This is a genomic window from Paenibacillus sp. 4624, from assembly GCF_050435065.1.
In the GTDB taxonomy this organism is placed as follows: domain Bacteria; phylum Bacillota; class Bacilli; order Paenibacillales; family Paenibacillaceae; genus Paenibacillus; species Paenibacillus amylolyticus_D.
The window spans coordinates 1-20469 of the sequence record NZ_JBNDJR010000017.1 but is presented as its reverse complement, the minus strand read 5'-3'; the positions used below and the strand labels follow the sequence as shown (position 1 = coordinate 20469).

Genomic DNA, 20469 nt, shown 5'->3' with positions numbered 1-20469 from the left:
GATCGCTGAACTTATAAAATATCTGATGACTGAACCAATGGAGAGTAGCTCTTCACTTGGAGAGGGAACAGAATTATGGTATGGTAACGGTTGACCAAACCAAACCGAAAGTGAGATGTACCCCGTGGATTCGTTGCGAAAGCTTATACAAGATGTTTTTGAACAGAACTCGCTGATTACGGCGACCTGGAGTCAGCTGCGCAGACGGGACAATGTCTCGTTTACCAAAGTGCAGGTGAAGCCGGTTACGTTGAAGAATCAGCTTCATTATCAGTTTGCTTTTCATTATGCGAATAAAGTGTTGCATGAGAATTTGACCCCGGCTGAAGCGCTGGAACGTATGACTTTGTTGTGTGAAGAGACGTTCCGTCAGGGAATGCTCTGTACGGCAGATGCAGATTATCAAATTTTGATCAGCAAAAAATATAAAGTATCGATTCTGACCAAATCCCCCTCCAAAACAGCGGTCGATCTGTCCCATAATCGCAAAAAGCAATATGTACTTGAAGAGGGCGTTCCGGTTTCTTTCCTCGTTGAACTTGGAATTATGAATGACGAAGGACGTGTGCTTGCACGCAAGTATGACAAGTTCAGACAGATCAATCGTTTTTTGGAGATGGTGCAGGATGTTATTGCCCATTTGCCAGAAGGACGTCCGCTGACTATTGTGGATTTTGGCTGCGGCAAGTCGTATCTGACTTTTGCCCTGTATCATTATTTATCCGTACAACAGCGCCGTTCGATTAACATCATCGGTCTGGATTTAAAGGCGGATGTTATCGCACACTGTAATGATCTGGCCAGACGTTTGCATTACGGTGATCTGAAATTCCTTGTAGGTGACATTGCGGATTATGATGAACTGAACGAAGTGGATATGGTCGTTACTCTCCATGCTTGTGATACGGCTACGGATGCGGCACTGGAGAAAGCAGTGCGCTGGGGAGCTTCTGTCATTTTGTCGGTTCCTTGCTGTCAGCATGAGCTGTATGATCAGGTCGAATCTTCGGTGATGAATCCGCTTCTGTCCCATGGCATTCTGAAGGAGCGTTTCTCGGCACTGGCAACAGATGCGATTCGCGCTAAACTGCTGGACATTATGGGATATAAAACACAGTTGCTTGAATTCATTGATCTGGAGAATACACCAAAAAATATACTGATTCGCGCCGTTCGTGGACAGGCGGGTCAAGTGAAGGACATGTGGGCTGAATACACCGCATTCCGTGATTTCATTCATGCGGATCCATATCTGGAGCGTGCTTGTGCGGATCTGCTACCGGTTGAAGGAAGCATAACTGGTGGAAAAGTGGACAGGGAAAACTTAGAGCGGACTGCGAAGTGTAATCTTCACTAATTTTTGCATGAAGGTAATGGATGAGAAAAATTCAATTGATATTATAAGAAGAACCAAAGCAGGGATGTTTCGTGCACGGCTGGTCTGCATACGTGAAGAAGAGGACATACTGGTACCAGGGTCGCTTCACTTGATGTGCAAGATATAGAATGCCAATGATGTCCGCATATGCGTGAACAAGTTCATAATGGTTAAGGGAATGAATGATTCCAATAAGTCTGTGCGTATGCATCCGAATCCCGTTAAGTTACGGTTGCCGATCTAGATTATACCGATCTGACGGCGAGGACGTAAACCAAGGCAGAAGGACCCGAAGAGGGGCTCTTCTGCCTTTTTTGTATTTTTAAATCGTGAAGGAAGGAGGAGACATGGGTGAAGGACAGAGAGCTACATACAGATCAGGATGCAAGGGAGGTAAAACAGAATGGGGAAGTAGGAAATACCGATCCAGATCAGAACTTTCAGAATGAGAGGAATGAGATCAGAGAGCGAGCTTCTGACCGATCCGAATTTATGGGTGTGAGTATGAATGTGAGCACAAGTAACCTTCTCAAAAATGGGTGCTATTTCAGAGTTCATCACAATACATATAACGATATAGCCAGTCCACGCCGTTTCTTGATCTCCGGGCATTGGGGGGCATCAGCGCCTAGTTGTGAGATTGAAATGGGGAATAAGGGTTGTGAGAAGCGTAATAGTGAATTCAGCTGGTGGATTGTAGTCTTAGGTTTAAGCATGGTAGCTATATTGCTGACAGGGTGCTTGCGAAGAGGATTGTTTCATTCAACTGACCTGTACCCCGTTATTCTGATGACCGGTGTTGTCGTGCTGTTCTCGCTTGTGATGTATGTCCGTGGCGTCCTGAAAAGGGAAAATGATGGCTTGGCCTCCGTTCGGGCAGAAACCATTCGGCTGCGCGTCGGGGATTTAGTGCATGTTGGGTTCCCTTTGGCAATCATGGTGTGTTATGCCGTGCATGCTTGGGCAGGCTCGGTGAGTACGCAAGGCAGTATCCTTGAGATGCTGCGCTGGAGCTTGCTCGCGATGTTTGCCCTGCTCGCTGTGTTGCTGGCAGCGAGCAAGGATGGTATGCGCTGGCTTGCCTTTGGCTGGCAGCTGGCAGGCGGTGTGCTTGTGCTAAGCGGCATTTTAGCCGTGTGCGGTGTGCTGCCGCTGCCCTACGGGGTCATGCGGACAGCCGATCCCGAGATCAGCTCCGCCGGTGCCCGGCTCGGCGGATTGCTGCAGTACCCCAATGCGTACGGTGCCGTTGTTGGCATGTACGCATTGGAGCGGCTTACGGCCGCTGCGGGCGTGCTGGCCGGGCGAGCCGTCCCGGCGCGCCGTCTCTTCGCGGCGGTGCTGCCGCTCATGCCCGCGCAAGCCGCGCTCCTGCTGAGCGAGTCGCGCGGCGCCTGGCTAGCGGCCGGCTGTGCCGCGGCCGCCGCCTTCTTGCAGCGGCGCGGTGCCCGCCTGCCGCTGCTGCTGGCCTTGGCCGCGCCTCTGGCGTGCGCGGCCTGGCTGTACCGCCAGCTGGCTGATGCCCAGCTGGCGCCTGCACCCGTGCCCGGCCTGCTCGCACTGGCCGGGGCGTGGGCAGCTGCGCTGCTCGGCACGCTGCTGCTGTGCCGTCTCTGGCACAGCGGCGGCCCAGCCGGGCGCGCCTCTGCTTTGGCGGCCACCGTGCTGGCGTGCATCGCCGCCGCACTTATGGCCGCAGCCTCCACCGCCGAACGCTTCGCGGCAGGTGTCGGCACAGGGGCATCCCGCCTGCAGCTGTGGCGGGATGCCCTGCGGTTATGGACCGAGGCCGCATGGCTCGGCCACGGGGGGGATACATGGCGCAACATGTTCCGCGCCATCCAGTCCTCGCCGTATGTTGGCGGCGAGGTTCACAGCGGGCTGCTGGACCTGGCCCTGGATACGGGCCTGCTCGGCAGCGCGCTGATTGCAGGGTGGATGCTCTTCACCCTGCGCAGCATCCGCCGCTTCGCACCGCGGCTGCTGCCGCCATTGCTTGTCTTCGTCCTGCATGGAATCGTGGACTTCGACTGGAGCTATGCGCTCAGCTGGATGCTCTTCATCTGGCTTGCGGCATGGGCGGTCGCGCTGAGAAAAGAAGCGGAGCCAGTCTCATCGCATCATCACCGGCCAGGCCACATCAAACGATATGCAGTCGTACTCATGCTTACATGCTGGCTCGGGGGCACCGGCTGGATCACAGCACGGTACTCCGGGGCGGACATGCAATATCGTCACGCACTGACTGAGCCAATGGGGACAACAGCGAGTGTCCAGTATCTTCGATCGGCATATCGTTTGAATCCATATCGGCCTGATTTGGCGATTTCTCTTGCGCGTACGCTGCCTCAAGCGGAAGCCAAACTCATCTTATTGAACAGCTTGTCCCATTCGCCCAGTAATCCTGACCTCTATGTAGAGCTTGGCCGATTGGAAGCCAAATCTGGAGAGGGGAAGCAAGCGGGGGTATATTTCATTTCAGCCATCGCCCGGAATCGTTATGATGTTATACCCCAGAGGACGGCGCTCTACTGGATGGAACAGGCGACGATGCGTGAGATTTCAGAAGTAAAAGTCCGACAAGCCCAAAAGACTGCGGCGATCGGGATAGAAATATATGAACGTTACAAAGAATTAGCATCGCAGGTAAATATAGAACGGATGCGTAACGATCGTCGTTTTCAATTGCATCCTTCATCTTCGTTGACTGCAGAGAATTTGCACAGAATTGCTGCGGGTTGCTTTTCTCCACAGGTCCTGAACAGGCGGACGAGAATGCTTTCGCCTGCCTGTTCAAACTTTTCTACAGACGGTAACCACCAAAAGCATGTTTGAATGCTTCTTTCAACGGTTCAACCTCAACGTCCCAGAGCGCAGCAATATCTGCGCTGACTTCGGTATTCCACCATTCGCACAGTTTTTTGCGGTCATTGCGGTTTTCTCCAATCCAGAGCAGATTCGCAATAACTTTGGCGTAGTATTTTTCCTCGGCCTGCTCCATGCGTTCTGGAGAGATGTACAGTTTCAGCCTCTTGGCTGTCCGATATAATTCCTTGCTGCAGGCACGGCGAATACCGCGGGCAGAGGGCAGCTGTTGTCCGGATTGCTTATGCTTGACCGGGGGAGACCCGGGCGTGGATTTAAATGACACGTTCCCACACTCCTCTCTCCATACCATATGCGGAGCAGTGCCTGCGGGATACTGTCCCGTTCTCGCAAGTAGCCACGTTCAGGGGGGTGTGATAAAATAAGGACGAACATCCAAGGTGCAGCAAGGCACCGCCATTCAGGAAAAAGAAAGAGGGTTGAGATGGACGTTATTCATAACATTGTCAGCCAATTATTCGACTGGATTCAAAGTCTCGGATACTTTGGCATCATGCTCGGGTTAATGCTGGAAGTTATCCCAAGTGAAATTGTGCTGGCATATGGTGGTTTTCTCGTTTCTCAGCATAACATTAACTTCTTCGGTGCGATGATTTTTGGTACAGTGGGCGGAGTGCTGGCTCAGCTGTTTATTTACTGGATTGGCCGTTATGGTGGCAGACCTGTACTTGAGCGCTACGGTAAATACATATTGATCCAGAAAAAACACATCGATCATTCCGAAGAATGGTTCCGCAAGTATGGGACAGGTGTTATTTTCACTGCGCGATTTGTTCCGGTCGTAAGGCATGCGATTTCCATTCCGGCTGGCATCACGAAAATGCACACAGGCAAATTCATTCTGCTGACCACACTCGCTGTTATACCTTGGACTGCATTGTTTATATATTTAGGGATGATTCTCGGAGACCAGTGGAAGCATGTAGATGAGAAAGCGGCACCGTTTATTACGCCGATCTTGCTTGTCGCGCTCGCTCTTATGATTATTTATGTTGTTATCAAATGGATGAATGTACGTAAAAAGAGAGGAAGTGTGAAGTAATGTCCAAACCTAACTTGTCTCACAAATTCGGTAAAGGCTTGCCTCCGAAGGAATTTATCGCAAGTATGACCAAAAATCAAAGTGAATTTCAGGCGAACTATGACAGCTTTGTCTGGGCAAGCGAAGAGGATCGTGAGTTTTTCGAAAGTTTGAACTATCGTGACGACCTTCGTGTGCTCATTCTGGCAGCAGATTGGTGTGGTGACGTAGTACGTAATATTCCGGTTGTGTTTCAGGCGCTGGAGATTTCAGGCATCCCGACTGAGGTTCTGATTATGGAAAATCATCCGGATGTGATGGATGAATTCCTGACGATGGGCGGCCGTTCTGTGCCGATTGTGATCGTAGCAGATACAGGCGGACATGTGCTTGGTCAATGGGGGCCGCGTCCGCAACACGTACAAGAGGTCATGGTCGAGTTCAAACGACTGAATCCTGACCGTGAAGCTGCAGACTACCAGGATAACATGGCCGAAGCGCGCAAAGAGATTATGAAACGTTATGGGGAAGGAACGGAGTCCCATGCAGTGATCATTCGTGAGTTGCGTGAACTGATTTCGGGTTTTTAATTCATATGCTTAACATTCGTACATTTACGCTCGGGCCGATGCAAACCAATGCCTACCTGTTACAGGGTGAGGACCCGGGTAAAGCTGTTGTAGTTGACCCAGGCATGAATCCTGGCCCGTTGCTCAAGGCTATTCAGGATCTGGAGATTGAAGCGATTCTTCTGACCCATGCTCATTTCGATCACATCGGCGGTCTGGAGGAGATTCGTAAGCTGAAGGGCTGTCCCGTCTACTTGCATGATCTGGAAAGTGACTGGCTGACTACGGCCAAGCTGAACGGGTCGCTGAACTGGCCGCAAGTAACACCACCGATTACAGCGAAACCGGCAGAGTTTGCCTTGGATGAAGGTCAGAAGCTGCAATTGATTGGCCACACGTTTCAGGTATACCATACGCCAGGCCATTCTCCAGGCAGTGTCAGTCTCCTATGCGAAAATGATCTGTTTGCCGGGGATGTGTTGTTCCGAATGGGCGTAGGCAGAACGGACCTCACAGGTGGACGTGAACGTGATCTGGTGGACTCTATTCAGAATAAGTTGTATCGTTTCCCCGATGAGGTTAAGGTATATCCGGGACACGGTCCCAAAACAACGATAGGATATGAGAAACAGAATAATCCTTACGTTCCTGCAAGATAATTCGACAGAATATATGAATTAAGTCTGGACAAGTGTCAGCTTTTTCATTAGAATAGCAATTAGTTGTTACAAGCGTTAAGGCATCACTTAACTAAAGCGTTGAATAGAAATACCCTAACTTGCGAAGCACGCAGACTGTGGTCTATACCCGGTTTGCGTTCTTTTTTTTGTTTTCAGCCTTTTTTAGCTGGATTTAGAAGAATATAAGAAATATGTATTCAGAAGAGAGAGTGAGGGAGAATGATGTGGAGAAAATAAACATGTTTCAGCCGCAGCAACCAGAATACACATGTCTTGATGATCGACGACGTGAGTTACATTCCGTCATGAATTCGGTTATTAAGGAAGCAGTTCATCAGAAAGCATACATACCTAATAGCAGTTTGAATCCAATTTATAGAAATAAACATCCCCATTGGAGTGTAGGTCATCCTTATACTGACTCAGATCATTCCATTTTAAAAAAAGCAAAGCAATCGCGCTCTGATCAGAGGCATTCTAAGTTAGATCGTACTAAACCAGACCTCATATTTCAGCAAAATATATGGACCAGTCGTGTGTTGCAGAAAGGAGCCCGTGATCAGCGGTGGTTCGACAAACTGCAAGATTACCGAAATGGAGTCTGATTGCCCGGGAAATTGTCGTATTCATATTACCCGGAAATTTTCGAAAATAAAGTTCCTTAAAAAACATCTCATTTTGCGTTGAACGTTTGAGCGTAGTCTATCGTATTACCTTTAGATTGAACAGGAAGCGGGTGATTATCATGATGAGAACAGCTGAATTGGAGGAAGTGCGTAGAGCGGCGGAGGGCGATGACAGTGCACTTGCATCACTACTACAGCGACATTACTCGTTTGTTTATAAATATCTTGTGAAAGTTACGATGGATCCTAATCTCGCTGAAGAGATTGTGCAGGACACGATGGTACGCTGTATGGAAAATATTCGGCGTTATGATGGCACATCAGCATTTTCATCATGGATGATCACTATCGGAACCCGTATCTACATTGACAGAACCAGACGAAAGAAGCGGGAGCAGAGCTGGATTGACTTGATTCGCCATCAGGGCATCCGTCGTTTTCGCTGGCAACTCGAAAGTCGAAACGAGGAATGGACAGACGTCATGGACGCGATGACGAGGCTAACCCCTGAGCATCGCATTACTGTGCTTCTGAAACATTATTATGGTTATAGTTACGATGAGATCGGCGATATGTTGGGCATACCTGCTGGAACAGCAAAGTCTCGGACAGCATATGGTCTCCGTCAATTAAGAAAGGAGCTGGAATAAAATGAGCAGATCGAATGAGTCACAGGATCAGGAAATCGTACGGCGATTACAGCAATCTATGAGAGCGCTGGATGATGTCTGTGAACCTGCTGATATTCCATCCTTGGCAACACTTGAATCCCGTGTAAGGGAACAAAGACGTATTAAGCGCAGAGCCAATCTGGTTGAAATCATCTGCTTCTGGCTCGTCGCTCTGATGGTAATTACACTGGCAACGTTATTGTTTGTTTCTTCTCCTGCCGTGTACTTGGGTATACAAGTTCTGGGTACAGTCATTGCTGTTATTGTAGCTGCATTATGGTTGGTCCGGCACAGGAAGGAGACGATGCATCATGAATAGATTGCATTATTCATTAGAAGAGATTCCTCCGGTTCTGCTTGTATTCCTTGCGCTTCTGCTGTTGTTTCAAGGAACATGGATCTTTCTGGATGCACGTAAACGAGGCCGTTTTCCTTGGTTATGGGGATTGTGGGGGATAACTAGCGTTCCAGGTCCACTGCTAATATACTGGTTAGTTGTGATTCGTACAGACATGAAACGACGCAGCAAGAAGTAAACATAACAGATGATATGGGAACGATCGGGGTTATCTTGAGAAAAACTCGAAAAAGATTTTGCACAAATATGTTGTTTAAATCTAGTATTCCTAGACATCGTTATTCTTTTCTAGTAGACTATACAAATAAATATGAATGATAGACTACCAGGAGGTTAGACGATGCTACGATTAGGAGAGAAGGTTGTCATCGTCGCGGATGCGTTTGAGCAGAATCTTCCTGTGGGGGAATATGGATACATCATCGCTTATGACCGGAATCCGGACAATGCGTTCGATTACGTGCTTCGAGTGCCGCTGGTTAATCGGAACTTTTTTGTTCCATCCGGCGACATCGATCTGGAAGAGGTTCTGCTGAAGCAGGAAGCTGAGCGGGTCGAGCGAGAAGCGTTGATAGATTACGCCCTTGCGACACATAATGAGAAGCTGTTTCATCAACTGATGAACGGGGAGCCTCAAGCTGTGGAAGAGGAAGAAGAAACCGCGATTGATGTAATGTCTCAGGCGGATTTTATAAAGCAGGTTAATCTGCGTGCGTGGATTTAAGGACTAGTATTTCAGGAGTCGGCTGATGCCGGCTCCTTTTTTGCTTTTGCATTGAATTGTCGACCTATCTCACCTATAATTAGAAAAGTTATCTTGGGACTTTAGCCCGTTAAACGAACGCTTCGTTTGCAGGTTTGTCTTAGGCACAGAACGATTGAAGGAGGCATCCGGTAATGAGTATTTCGAACAATGACGTTCAGCATGTGGCCAAGCTGGCTCGGCTTAATCTAACTGCTGAAGAAGAACAGACGCTGACAGGTCAACTGAACGCGATCTTAAAATATGCAGAGAAGCTGAACGAGCTGGACACGGAAAATATTGAGCCAACAACTCACGTTTTGCATGTCAGCAACGTGATGCGTGAGGATGAAACCAAGGAAAGCCTGTCCATAGAACAGGTGATGCACAACGCACCAGATGAAGAAGACGGGCAGTTTAAAGTGCCTGCTGTGATGGAATAACGGATAATTGGAAGGAGGACAAGCACTGTGAGTTTATTTGAACAATCGTTGCCTGAGTTACATAACAAGCTGCACGCCAAAGAACTATCGGTCAGTGATCTGGTCGATCAGGCGTATCAGAATATCGGCGCGCATGATGACAAAGTGAAGGCTTATTTGACACTGGACGAGGAGAACGCACGCGCACGCGCTCGTCAGCTGGATGACCGACTTGTCAGTGGTGAAGAGAAAGGTTTGCTGTTTGGCTTACCGGTTGGTATCAAAGATAACATCGTGACGAACGGACTGCGTACGACTTGCGGAAGTCAGTTCCTTCGCAATTTCGACCCGGTGTATGATGCAACGGTTGTCGAGAAGCTTAAGGCAGCGGATACAGTAACCCTGGGTAAACTTAATATGGACGAATTTGCCATGGGCGGTTCCAACGAGAATTCCAGCTTCTCCCCTGTGCATAATCCTTGGGCACTTGATCGTGTCCCAGGTGGTTCCTCAGGTGGATCTGCTGCAGCGGTTGCTGCGGGAGAAGCGTACTTCACACTTGGATCAGACACGGGCGGTTCTATTCGTCAGCCTGCTTCCTATTGCGGAATCGTCGGTTTAAAGCCTACTTATGGACTGGTTTCCCGTTTTGGCTTGGTGGCCTTTGCATCATCCCTCGACCAAATCGGACCACTGACCAAAAATGTAGAAGATTCTGCTTATGTGTTGCAAGCCATTGCCGGTTATGATGCTAAAGATTCGACATCTGCCAAGGTAGATATTCCGGATTACTTGAGCGGACTGACAGGGGATGTCAAAGGATTGCGTATTGCCGTACCGAAGGAATACATCGGTGAAGGTGTAGACCCGCAAGTAAAAGAGAAAGTTCTTGCCGCACTGAACGTGCTGGAGGGACTTGGAGCGACATGGGAAGAGGTATCCTTGCCGCATACCGAATATGCAGTAGCTACCTATTATCTGCTCGCTTCTTCTGAGGCGTCTTCCAACTTGGCTCGTTTTGACGGTGTACGTTACGGTGTACGTGCGGACAATCCGGAGAATCTGCTGGATCTGTATCATCAGTCCAGAAGTCAGGGCTTTGGTCCGGAAGTGAAACGTCGTATTATGCTTGGAACCTACGCACTCAGCTCCGGTTATTATGATGCGTATTATTTGAAAGCTCAAAAAGTGCGCACGCTGATCAAACAGGACTTCGATGATGTTTTTGCCAAATATGACGTAATTATTGGGCCTACTGCGCCTACAACGGCATTTAAATTGGGTTCTCAGGTAGACAATCCACTTACGATGTATCTGAATGACATTCTGACGATCCCAGTCAGTTTGGCGGGTGTTCCAGCAGTCAGCATTCCTTGCGGATTCGCAGATGGTTTACCTGTTGGATTGCAGATTATCGGTAAAGCTTTCGATGAAACAACCGTACTGCGCGTAGCGCATGCGTATGAACAAAATACAGCATTCCACAAGCAGCGTCCGCAGCTGTAGACTGCCCGGAACGGAGGTAATAAGAAATGTCCGCATCTAAATACGAAACGGTCGTTGGACTTGAAGTCCACGTGGAGTTGCATACCAACTCCAAAATTTTCTGTGGCTGCTCCACTGCTTTTGGAGCTCCGCCTAATACACACACCTGTCCGGTCTGTCTCGGACACCCGGGCGTATTGCCTGTGCTGAACCGTCAGGCCGTTGACTATGCGATGAAAGCCGCAATGGCTCTCAATTGTACAATCGCCGATGTCAGCAAGTTTGACCGTAAAAACTACTTCTACCCGGATTCACCTAAAGCGTATCAGATTTCACAATTTGATCAGCCGATTGGTGAGAATGGCTGGATTGATATCGAAGTCAACGGCGAAACAAAACGAATCGGTATCACACGTCTGCATCTGGAAGAGGATGCAGGAAAGCTCACACACGTAGATGGTGGTTATGCCTCTCTCGTGGACTTTAACCGTGTCGGAACTCCGCTGGTAGAGATTGTATCCGAACCTGAGATTTCTTCTCCCGAAGAAGCGCGTGCGTATTTGGAAAAACTTCGTGCGATCATGCAGTACTGTGATGTTTCTGATGTGAAGATGGAAGAGGGGTCACTTCGTTGTGATGCCAACATCAGCTTGCGTCCACATGGTCAGGAGAAGTTGGGCACTCGGGCGGAGCTCAAAAACATGAACTCCTTCCGTGGTGTACAGCGTGGTCTGGAATATGAACAATATCGTCTGGCCGAAATTCTCGATGACGGCGGAGAAGTTGTTCAAGAGACACGCCGCTGGGATGAGGCTCAGGGCAAAACCTTGTCAATGCGTGGCAAAGAGCAGGCGCATGACTATCGTTATTTCCCAGACCCGGATCTGGTAAAACTGCATATTGATGTCGAATGGAAGGAACGCATCAGAGCGTCCATTCCTGAACTGCCGGATCAGCGTAAAGCCCGGTACACTGCGGATTACAGTCTGCCAAGTTATGATGCCGAGGTTATCACCTCCTCCAAGGCAATTGCAGATCTGTTTGAAGACAGCCTGAAATATACCCAGGATGCCAAATCCGTTTCCAACTGGATTATGGGTGATCTGCTCGGTTACCTCAACACCAATAACCTTGAGGTAACGCAAGTTCCGCTGACGGGGCAAGGACTCGGTGAGATGATCGGATTGCTGGAGAAAGGCACCATCAACAGCAAAATCGCTAAGACTGTATTCAAGGAAATGCTGGAGAGCGGCAAGCTTCCACAGCAGATCGTCGAAGAAAAAGGACTTGTGCAAATCAGTGACGAAGGAGCGATCCTCGCCATTGTAGAGCAGGTCGTTGCGAACAATCCGCAATCTGTCGAAGATTACAAGGCTGGCAAACAAAAGGCCATCGGTTTCCTCGTAGGTCAGGTTATGAAAGAAAGTAAAGGCAAGGCGAATCCAGCCCTTGCCAACCAACTGCTCGCAGATGTATTGAACCGCTAATCCTTCCAGTGAGGTCGGACAGAAAGAGGCTCGTCCCTGTGACAGCCTCTTTTTTTGGTATAAAGAATTCTGACGCACTGCCTTATTTTGCTTTAACGGTTTATGAAGTCTGATATGGAGGAGTTGCTTGACCATGAGAATTCAAACATTGTCACTGCGTGATGAGGAAATGTTGGCTCAATTGTGGAGGCTGCAGCATATGGCTTACCGATTGGAAGCAAAGATTATCGGATTTCAAGACATCCCACCTTTGCTGGATACGATGGAAACATTACAGAACTGCGGGGAAACATTTTACGGATGTGTTGATGAGCAGGATGGAGAGTTGCTTGGCGCAGTGGCTGTGATGGAGGAAGAACGGGACACACTAACCATTACACGTATGATGGTACATCCGAGCCACTTTCGAAAAGGAATTGCCGCTTCTTTAATGAAGCATGTCTTCGAACTACATCCCGATCTGCCTCGCTACATCGTATGCACAGGAACGCTGAATACAGCCGCGGTGAATCTATATATGAAGTTTGGATTTAAGCCTGTCGATGCTGCAGAGATCGCACCTGGAGTGGAATTAACGACATTTCATAAGAATAAGCTTTAAGCATGTGAACAACTTAGAGGAGGAACTAGAACGTTGAGCAATCCTTGGTTTATTGATGAATGGCATATTTTGCTTCGTTTATTGCTGGCAATGCTGCTTGGTGGACTTGTCGGTCTGGAACGTGAGCGTTCCAATCATGCTGCTGGACTACGAACTCATATTTTGGTTTGTCTTGGATCGGCGCTGATTATGATGCTGTCTATTTATGGTTTTAAAGATTTTGCACATGAATTAAACGTGCGGATTGATCCTGCGCGTCTGGCTACAGCGGTAATTACCGGTGTCGGTTTTTTAGGCGCAGGTACGATTCTTTTCACAGGTAAGTCCATAACGGGACTCACAACCGCAGCGTCGATCTGGGTGGTTGCCGCGATAGGTCTTGCCTCAGGGGCCGGGTTCTTTTTTGCCTCCATCGTTTCCACCGTGCTGGTACTCTTAAATCTTTGGGTATTCAACAAATTAGAGCTGAGGTATTTGCGCGGCAATAAGCTCCATGTCATTACCCTCCATACCTTGTCCGAACCAGGGACATTAGAGAAGGTCTCGTCTTTTATGGAACAGGAAAAGATCAGAGTTCGTAAAATTACCGTGAATGAACCAGATTTGGCTTTTGCAGAAGTCGTATCCGTTGAGCGGAAAATAGAAATTGTACTGCATGTGCAAGTGCCGCATGACTTTAAAACGATACAAATTGTCTCCAAGTTAAGACAGTGGGAACACATGACCAAAGTGTCGATTGAATAAAGGAAATTCCAACCCTCTGAGCACAGGTACGGCGGAGGGTTTTTCTTGATATCCATTTTTCTTCCAGTTACTCTTCGGGCGCTTTAGGGTACTATCTAACCAAATGCATGATGAGAGGTAACGGTTATTTTCGAAGAAAGGAGCATGTTATGAAGAAGGGGAAAGGGCGTATAGATCGCGTAAGAACGGGAAAGACTCGAAAACCCAAGAAGGTACGGAATAAAACACATAAGTTTATTGCGGGGCTGTTAAGTGCTATTATTCCGGGCTTGGGACATATTTATTTGCGTCTGTACATGCGTGGATTGACTTTTATTTTGCTTGTTTTGCTTGATTTGTCCGCTTTATTATACTTCTCGTCCATCGGCATACAGATCAATGTGCCTTTACTGATCTTGCTGGCTCTTTGTATTCCGGTAATTTATTTCTACAACGTATATGATGTATTGCAATCGGCTGATTGGGTCATGCTGCGCAGACGCCGGGCTGTAACGCAAGGCAATTTGGACAAGCCGCAAGCTGGCGAACGCTCTGAACGGGAGCGAATGATGGTATGGGAACGTGGCATTTCGTTTGGACTCCTGTTAATTGTGGGGGGGTCACTGATGGTGCTGTTCTTCCGCAAACCACGCTGGTTTCAAGAGTTGATTGCCATGTACGGTGGATATTCGTTTGCTATTCTGATGATCGCAGGCGGCTTGTTGCTATTCGGCCGGGAATTTTGGGTTATGCTGCGTAAGAAAAAAATATAGAGAACGAATATGGACGGAAGGAGGGAAAAAGAATGAACCGTAAAGTCCGGGTTGGGCGTTATACGGCTGCTGCTCTAATCGTTGCTGTCGGTGTACTGCTCATTATGGATAAACAGTGGGGGACAGACTACCTCTACGAATTCGTGGATTGGTGGCCGTTTTTGCTTGTGGCTCTAGGTGTGGAATGGGTTGTATTGTTCCTGTGGACACGCATCAGAAGTAAACGAGAGTTAGATTGTTTGTCCTCGCCCGATGAGCGCCAAAAAGCACGTTTTAGACCGGATGCCAAAGGCATTCTGGCCTCTTTGATTTTAACCGCGTCTGTGTTTATTGTGACAGAACAGGATCACTACATGCATCTGTGGAACCGCGTCAGTCTTAATCTCGGAGCTGCCTCAATGGACTACAGTCAGGCTGCCGGATACAAGGAAGATAAGGGCATGATCGCAGTTCCTGTCCGTATGGATACTTCGGATATTGTGGTCGAAGGTGTGAACGGAGATATAACGCTCCAGCGGGGAGATACGGATGAGGTTCAAGTGAATACCGTTGTCTGGGTCGATCAAGCATCTGAAGTCCAGGCCAAGGCAGTAGCGGCGGCTTCTTTTGTGGAAGCGGAAGGAGATAAGGTCATTCATATTAAAGCAACAGGTAAAGCGTATGGTGAAAATGAAAAAACGCAACCACGCATGAATATGACGATCATCATTCCAGACGACCGCCGTTTCAATCTGGATATCCGCACCTCGAATGGTGCCATTTTGTTGAACCGCCCTGAAGCAATCAAGACCATTTTTGCCGAGACAGGCAATGGGCGGATTCGGATTACGAATGCGGTTGGCGATATCTCGGGGAAAACGCTAAACGGGGACGTAATCGTAGCGAATGCAATAGGTAACGTGGATATGGACAGCAACCGTGGCGATATGAAAGCACGCGGTGTTTCGGGGGATGTGGACTTGACCACGCAAATGGGGAATGTCAGTATCACAGACTCTGTTGGTGTATTTACAGCTGAAACCCGGAATGGCAATATTACACTGGATGGCGCTAATTTGAGTGTGAAAGCTCAGTCTCTCAATGGCAGTATTAACATCGTTTCGACCAAAGTTGGTGGAGATTGGGATGTATATAGCGCAGTGGGAGCCATTAACGTTATGATCCCTGAACGCGGTGACTACAGTCTCACAGGTTCCAGCAGTTACGGTGATTTGAAGACGGATATGCCATTCAACGTCAAAAACAAAACGATTGAAGGGCAGCTGGGTGAGGGAGAATACAGGATCAAAATCGAAGGGAACAGTGATCTTACGGTAGAGCGTAATCCGGAAGTTCCTACACCAGAATCGATATTGCAAGAGTCAGTGGAAACGAATGTGGATGGACAGCAGACGACAGATGAAGGTCCAAATTCCCAAGAGGATACAACCGAAGTTCCTGCATCGTCGCGTTGACAATAAACTTGCAATCGCCGTACAATAAATGTACACTGGCAAGGTTACATGACGTGAAAGAGCGTTTTTCGTTGTGTATAGCCGGTAAATTATACTTTGTATGAGGGCGAAGGTTTATTTTTCTTCAAACAGAGAATGAAAGGTAAGGCGGTGGGCTTTATGGCAACACGTGTCCAACATGCGTTGGAGCAGCTCAAAACGACCGGTGTCCGTATTACACCCCAGCGTCATGCCATATTAAACTATTTGATGGAATCGATGGGGCATCCGACAGCCGATGAGATTTACAAGGCACTTGAACCCCAATTTCCTAGTATGAGCGTGGCGACCGTATATAACAATTTGAAAATGTTTCTGGAAGCCGGTATGGTTCGGGAACTGACTTACGGAGATAATTCAAGCCGTTTTGATGCCAATGTGACGGATCATTATCATGTGATATGTGACCAGTGTGGCAAGATTGAAGACTTCAGCTATCCATCGTTAAAGAGTGTGGAGCTTCAAGCTGAGTCAAGCACGGGATTTGAAGTACATGGTCACCGATTGGAAGTATATGGTGTGTGCAAAAGTTGCAGGCATCAATAGAGATGAATTACAATATTAACGTGTGGAATTCAGTATGGATTCTTCACGTTTTTTATTTATACAGGTTTTTGAGAAAATCATGCGTGTGATATATCTATTATTTTTGGATGTTTACCAGCATCTAAGGAATTAACGGAGGTAGTCGTTTGGGTAGAAATAGCAAATATACACGTCGTAAACGACGTTCATTTTGGCCAGGGTTACTTGGTGCTTGTCTGGTGGCAGGTGGTGCCTATTGGCTTATTACTAGCGTATGGTTGAATAAGGTCTATGAGGACCCGGAGTGGCTCGGGAGAAATCAGCCTATTTTTGTAGATGGACAGCTTATGGATGAGGAAGCTTCTGGCACAGGTGGTCAGCTTAAACTGCCCGTGAAGGTGTTGCAAGAAACGGTAGATCCGGGAATACGATACGAACCTGATTCGGGGGATATCATTATCGCTTCTCCGCAGAGAGTGCTTCATATGAAAGAGGGCAGTACCCAGGCTGAACTGAATCATCAAGATTATCCGCTCAAAGTAAAGCCGGAGGTAAAGTCTAATGAGGCGTACATTCCTCTTCAACCGTTGAAGGAGGTATACGGGCTGGCCGTTCAGGAAGATCCGACAACAGGAGCCATTATTTTGATGCGCGGCGGAGACACGATCCAATATGCTGCGATTGATACGTTGTCATCCAAAGAAGATGAGACCGTTCCTCTGTATAAAAGCGGAGAAGAGTCTTCCCCCATTCTCACGGATATGAAGCAGAATACAAGAGTGCGTGTGTGGCAGACGGGAAAAGATCAGAGCTTTGTGCAGATGGATAACGGTTATGCCGGTTATGTAGATAACGATCATCTTGTTCTAGGTGAGAAAAAGACGCTGGACACGCCGAAGTTTACACCCACTGCGGCGGAGAAAAAGTGGAAAAACAAACCGGTGAATCTCGTATGGGAGGCTGTCTACAATCGTCAGCCTGACGTGGGCTCCATTGGCAAGATGCCTGGGGTAAACGTAGTGAGCCCGACATGGTTCCATATTACCGATGGCAATGGCTCAGTGAAAAGCAAAGCAGATCAAGCCTATGTGAACTGGGCGAAGCGTTCAGGGATGGAAGTTTGGGGATTGATGGATAACAGTTTTGATCCGGACATCACGAAGGAGGCACTGTCTACCTACGCCAAGCGTACACACATCATTGAACAAATGCTGGACTATGCTAAAACGTTCCGGCTGGATGGTATTAATATCGACTTTGAAAATGTGCATACCAAGGATGGAGCGAATGTTACCCAGTTTGTACGTGAAATGAAGGCAATGGCTCGTATTCACGGACTGATGTTATCGGTGGATGTTACGCCAAAATCAAACAGTGAAATGTGGTCTGCGTTTTTGGATCGTCGTGGATTAGGAACTTTTGCCGATTATATTGTCGTGATGGCGTATGACGAGCACTGGGCAGCCAGTCCGAAAGCAGGTTCTGTTGCCTCACTGCCATGGACCGAATCCTCCATGCGTCGCATACTGGAAGAAGATGAAGTCCCTGCGGACAAGCTTATTATGGCCGTTCCTTTATATACACGGATTTGGACTGAAAAAGCGAATGAGCAGGGGGAAATTAAAGTTTCTTCCAAAGCCGTAGGTATGAACGCCGTGCAGGAGTTAATTAAAGAGAAGAAGCTCAAGCCTGTTCTGGATCAAGCAAGTGGACAAAACTATGTAGAGTATAAGGAAGACGGCGCTGTCAAAAAAATCTGGATCGAAGATGCGGTATCCCTGCAAGCACGGGTAGATCTGATTTCTTCGTTGAAACTGGGCGGAGTGGCTGCATGGAATAGAAGCTTTGCTAATTCATCAGCCTGGGAAACACTTAAAGAGGCTGGTTATTCCAAATGAATTATAATAAATCGAACTCATCATTTTCATGTGCCATATCAAAAAAGACCCGGTAAAGATACCGGGTCTTTTTGTTGGGACGAATACCGTTTCAGAACTTGTTAACAACAAGTACACCTTCAACTATGCGGTGTAAACCCCTGGATAGCGTGTACCCACCTTGTCGGTAAAGTACAGAATTCAAGTGTGCACGGTGAATGTTTATAGACAAAGTGCATTAATGGATTTCGGGCCGCTTTGTGAGTTACTTGGAAGGCGCGGCGGGTGGAGTAGATGGTTCAACAGGCGGACTCATCGTATTGGCTTTGTTTGGGTCCATCGTCAGAATCGTATGGCAGAACATACAACGATCTGTTTTACCCAGCATCTTCGTTAATTTGCCGCATTCTGGACAATCGACCTGCACAGCACTGGTTGAGAGCATGCCTGCCCAGAAATAAATGATCAAACTGCCCAGCATGGCAACGAGGCCAATTACAAGCCCGACCGCTGCGATGACCTTTCCGGCATGTCCCCAGAACACAATTCCGGCTGTGCCAAGTATCATTAGGCCCATTCCTAGCATGGTTAACAGCAATCCCCAAGTGCGAAAAGCATTAATTTTTGCTGATTTAAAAATCATAAAAAATGCTCCTATCGTATGAGTAGTATCGGACCTGAAAAAGAAGGAAACATTGTATATCATGTCGAATTACATTATAACTGACTTGGCGCTAAACTGCCATGAATTGTATAAATTGTATGGAGGGAATCGTGGAATTAAAGAACCTTGCTTTTTTGTCCGAGCAGTCGGAAGAGACAGGGGCAGTTGGGGCTATCGCTTATTCCCACCCGGGAGAGCGATTCCACGGCTCCCTGATCCAGGATTTTGACTTGATGGTACTGATCGTGCATAACACAGATCAATCGATGTCTACGGTCGAACATTACAGATATGGAGATCTTCGTTATCAGTTGATCTATGTCGGCCAGTCTGATTTACAGATTACTGCGGTTACGGGGGAACATGATAATCTCATGCAATGCCTGATTGAAGGGGAGATTATCTGGGAAACGGGCAATCAGATTAGCAACTTGCGAGAAGAGTTATCTTCGTTTGGGAATGAGTTGCGTGAGCAAAAACTGTTTCACGAGTTCACCAGTTTTCTAAGGATGTATGTTGAGGCGAAGCGTCATATCCAGCAGGGGCATGTTGTGGATGCCTATTATAATGCATTGGAAGCACTGGGAAGTTGGGCAAGGATCGTGCTGATTGAACAGGGCATCTACCCTGATCATGCCGTCTGGACTCATGTACAGCAATTAGATCGTGCATTATGGAAGCTATATCAGGAGCTAACGGTAAGTTCTGAGACTTTGGAACAGCGTGTGGAGCTTGTATTGCTTGCTTGCGAATTTTCTGTCATGTCGAAAATGGGAGAATGCTCTGAACTTCTGCTCCGTGTGATTAGAAGCCGGAAAGAGCCATGGAGTATTAATGAACTTGTTCATCATCCTCAATTAAGATTTGTTCGCAAGGACCTGCCATTGGTACTTCGTAAACTTGTGTTTCGTTCTATAGTAAAAGAATCAGCTGGATGGCCCTCTCTGGAAGGGGAAGGCCGGGAAATTCGCTATTGGATCGAGACCTGATCTGTTTGAATAATCTGCTGTTGAGAAGGGATGTATAAAGGAGGGGAAACCTTCCTTTTTTGTTTGTTAATAATTTATATATTTAGGTGTTGACTCTAAGCTGGAGATTATGGTACATTATATTTCGTTCCCCAAATGAGTGAATCGTGAGAAAATGACGAATTCAGTTGAGGAAAAGTGAAGAACATGAAGTGTTAAAAAAGAATCTCGAAAAAAGTTCTTGACGAAAATGAACGAAATGTGTTACATTATTCAAGTCGCCGCCGAAACTTGGCGAAGACGAGAATGAGTGAAATAATTGTGTTTGATCTTTGAAAACTGAACAACGAGTGAGTAAACATTCTGCTTGCAGAATGACGTGAAGGTTTTTGGTACATGCCATCTGGCCGTATGAGAACTGGAACACAAATGAGATTTTTAATCTCGTCAGATTCAAAATGAGCTTATCGCTCTTTTCAATAACTTTATTGGAGAGTTTGATCCTGGCTCAGGACGAACG

21 protein-coding genes are annotated in these 20469 nt (G+C 47.5%); 19 read left to right on the top strand and 2 right to left on the bottom strand.

The window, feature by feature from the left end:
* Positions 1 to 115: 115 nt before the first annotated feature.
* Positions 116 to 1357, top strand: coding sequence for a class I SAM-dependent methyltransferase (locus tag ABIE27_RS27660; protein ID WP_429352040.1), 1242 nt, complete (start codon positions 116 to 118; stop codon positions 1355 to 1357).
* Between the two features lie 372 nt (positions 1358 to 1729).
* The gene (locus ABIE27_RS27655; protein WP_429352039.1) at positions 1730 to 4213 is read left to right on the top strand and encodes an O-antigen ligase family protein; all 2484 of its coding nucleotides are present in this window, start codon (positions 1730 to 1732) and stop codon (positions 4211 to 4213) included.
* Here ABIE27_RS27655 and ABIE27_RS27650 read toward each other — a convergent pair.
* On the bottom strand, positions 4182 to 4556 hold the full coding sequence (locus ABIE27_RS27650) for a dehydrogenase (RefSeq protein ID WP_429352038.1): 375 nt from the start codon (positions 4554 to 4556) through the stop codon (positions 4182 to 4184). The two genes, ABIE27_RS27655 and ABIE27_RS27650, sit on opposite strands and share 32 nt — an antisense overlap.
* 132 nt (positions 4557 to 4688) lie before the next feature.
* Between ABIE27_RS27650 and ABIE27_RS27645 the strand changes: the two genes are divergently transcribed.
* From ABIE27_RS27645 to ABIE27_RS27570, 16 genes are all read left to right on the top strand, one after another.
* A complete protein-coding gene (locus ABIE27_RS27645) occupies positions 4689 to 5306 on the top strand; it encodes a DedA family protein (protein ID WP_123065842.1) in 618 nt (205 codons plus the stop codon).
* The gene (locus ABIE27_RS27640; protein WP_429352037.1) at positions 5306 to 5875 is read left to right on the top strand and encodes a thioredoxin family protein; all 570 of its coding nucleotides are present in this window, start codon (positions 5306 to 5308) and stop codon (positions 5873 to 5875) included. The genes ABIE27_RS27645 and ABIE27_RS27640 overlap by 1 nt, the downstream gene beginning before the upstream one ends.
* Before the next feature lie 5 nt (positions 5876 to 5880).
* On the top strand, positions 5881 to 6513 hold the full coding sequence (locus tag ABIE27_RS27635; protein ID WP_429352036.1) for an MBL fold metallo-hydrolase: 633 nt from the start codon (positions 5881 to 5883) through the stop codon (positions 6511 to 6513).
* Positions 6514 to 7282: 769 nt separating this feature from the next.
* A complete protein-coding gene (gene sigY / locus ABIE27_RS27630) occupies positions 7283 to 7810 on the top strand; it encodes an RNA polymerase sigma factor SigY (protein ID WP_123065972.1) in 528 nt (175 codons plus the stop codon).
* Between the two features lies 1 nt (position 7811).
* On the top strand, positions 7812 to 8150 hold the full coding sequence (locus ABIE27_RS27625) for a YxlC family protein (RefSeq protein WP_123065838.1): 339 nt from the start codon (positions 7812 to 7814) through the stop codon (positions 8148 to 8150).
* Positions 8143 to 8367 carry a sigmaY antisigma factor component gene (locus tag ABIE27_RS27620; RefSeq protein WP_123065837.1) on the top strand — a complete coding sequence of 75 codons (225 nt, stop codon included), beginning with the start codon at positions 8143 to 8145 and terminating at the stop codon, positions 8365 to 8367. The genes ABIE27_RS27625 and ABIE27_RS27620 overlap by 8 nt, the downstream gene beginning before the upstream one ends.
* 162 nt (positions 8368 to 8529) lie before the next feature.
* Positions 8530 to 8913, top strand: a complete 384-nt coding sequence (locus ABIE27_RS27615) for an ATPase (RefSeq protein ID WP_090924503.1) — start codon at positions 8530 to 8532, stop codon at positions 8911 to 8913.
* A 173-nt stretch (positions 8914 to 9086) separates the two neighbouring features.
* Complete coding sequence (gene gatC / locus ABIE27_RS27610; protein ID WP_123065836.1) at positions 9087 to 9374, top strand: Asp-tRNA(Asn)/Glu-tRNA(Gln) amidotransferase subunit GatC; 288 nt, start codon at positions 9087 to 9089, stop codon at positions 9372 to 9374.
* Positions 9375 to 9401: 27 nt separating this feature from the next.
* Positions 9402 to 10859, top strand: coding sequence for an Asp-tRNA(Asn)/Glu-tRNA(Gln) amidotransferase subunit GatA (gatA, locus tag ABIE27_RS27605; protein WP_123065835.1), 1458 nt, complete (start codon positions 9402 to 9404; stop codon positions 10857 to 10859).
* A gap of 26 nt (positions 10860 to 10885) precedes the next feature.
* Positions 10886 to 12325: an Asp-tRNA(Asn)/Glu-tRNA(Gln) amidotransferase subunit GatB gene (gene gatB, locus ABIE27_RS27600; RefSeq protein ID WP_429352035.1), complete on the top strand. Its 1440-nt coding sequence runs from the start codon at positions 10886 to 10888 to the stop codon at positions 12323 to 12325.
* 133 nt (positions 12326 to 12458) lie between these two features.
* Positions 12459 to 12926, top strand: a complete 468-nt coding sequence (locus ABIE27_RS27595; protein ID WP_123065833.1) for a GNAT family N-acetyltransferase — start codon at positions 12459 to 12461, stop codon at positions 12924 to 12926.
* 33 nt (positions 12927 to 12959) lie between these two features.
* On the top strand, positions 12960 to 13670 hold the full coding sequence (locus ABIE27_RS27590) for an MgtC/SapB family protein (RefSeq protein WP_090924508.1): 711 nt from the start codon (positions 12960 to 12962) through the stop codon (positions 13668 to 13670).
* 149 nt (positions 13671 to 13819) lie between these two features.
* A complete protein-coding gene (locus tag ABIE27_RS27585; protein ID WP_123065832.1) occupies positions 13820 to 14422 on the top strand; it encodes a hypothetical protein in 603 nt (200 codons plus the stop codon).
* A 32-nt stretch (positions 14423 to 14454) separates the two neighbouring features.
* On the top strand, positions 14455 to 15876 hold the full coding sequence (locus ABIE27_RS27580) for a DUF4097 family beta strand repeat-containing protein (protein ID WP_429352034.1): 1422 nt from the start codon (positions 14455 to 14457) through the stop codon (positions 15874 to 15876).
* Positions 15877 to 16035: 159 nt separating this feature from the next.
* On the top strand, positions 16036 to 16461 hold the full coding sequence (gene perR / locus ABIE27_RS27575) for a peroxide-responsive transcriptional repressor PerR (RefSeq protein WP_090924521.1): 426 nt from the start codon (positions 16036 to 16038) through the stop codon (positions 16459 to 16461).
* A gap of 146 nt (positions 16462 to 16607) precedes the next feature.
* The gene (locus ABIE27_RS27570) at positions 16608 to 18338 is read left to right on the top strand and encodes a glycosyl hydrolase family 18 protein (protein ID WP_429352033.1); all 1731 of its coding nucleotides are present in this window, start codon (positions 16608 to 16610) and stop codon (positions 18336 to 18338) included.
* Positions 18339 to 18582: 244 nt separating this feature from the next.
* On the opposite strand, the gene ABIE27_RS27565 is transcribed toward ABIE27_RS27570, so the two are convergent.
* Positions 18583 to 18960 (bottom strand): DUF2614 family zinc ribbon-containing protein, encoded by a 378-nt coding sequence (locus ABIE27_RS27565; protein WP_123065829.1) that lies wholly within the window; start codon positions 18958 to 18960, stop codon positions 18583 to 18585.
* Positions 18961 to 19091: 131 nt separating this feature from the next.
* Here ABIE27_RS27565 and ABIE27_RS27560 point away from each other — a divergent pair, with 131 nt between their 5' ends.
* Positions 19092 to 19970: a nucleotidyltransferase-like protein gene (locus ABIE27_RS27560; protein ID WP_240037044.1), complete on the top strand. Its 879-nt coding sequence runs from the start codon at positions 19092 to 19094 to the stop codon at positions 19968 to 19970.
* The last annotated feature ends 499 nt before the right edge of the window (positions 19971 to 20469 follow it).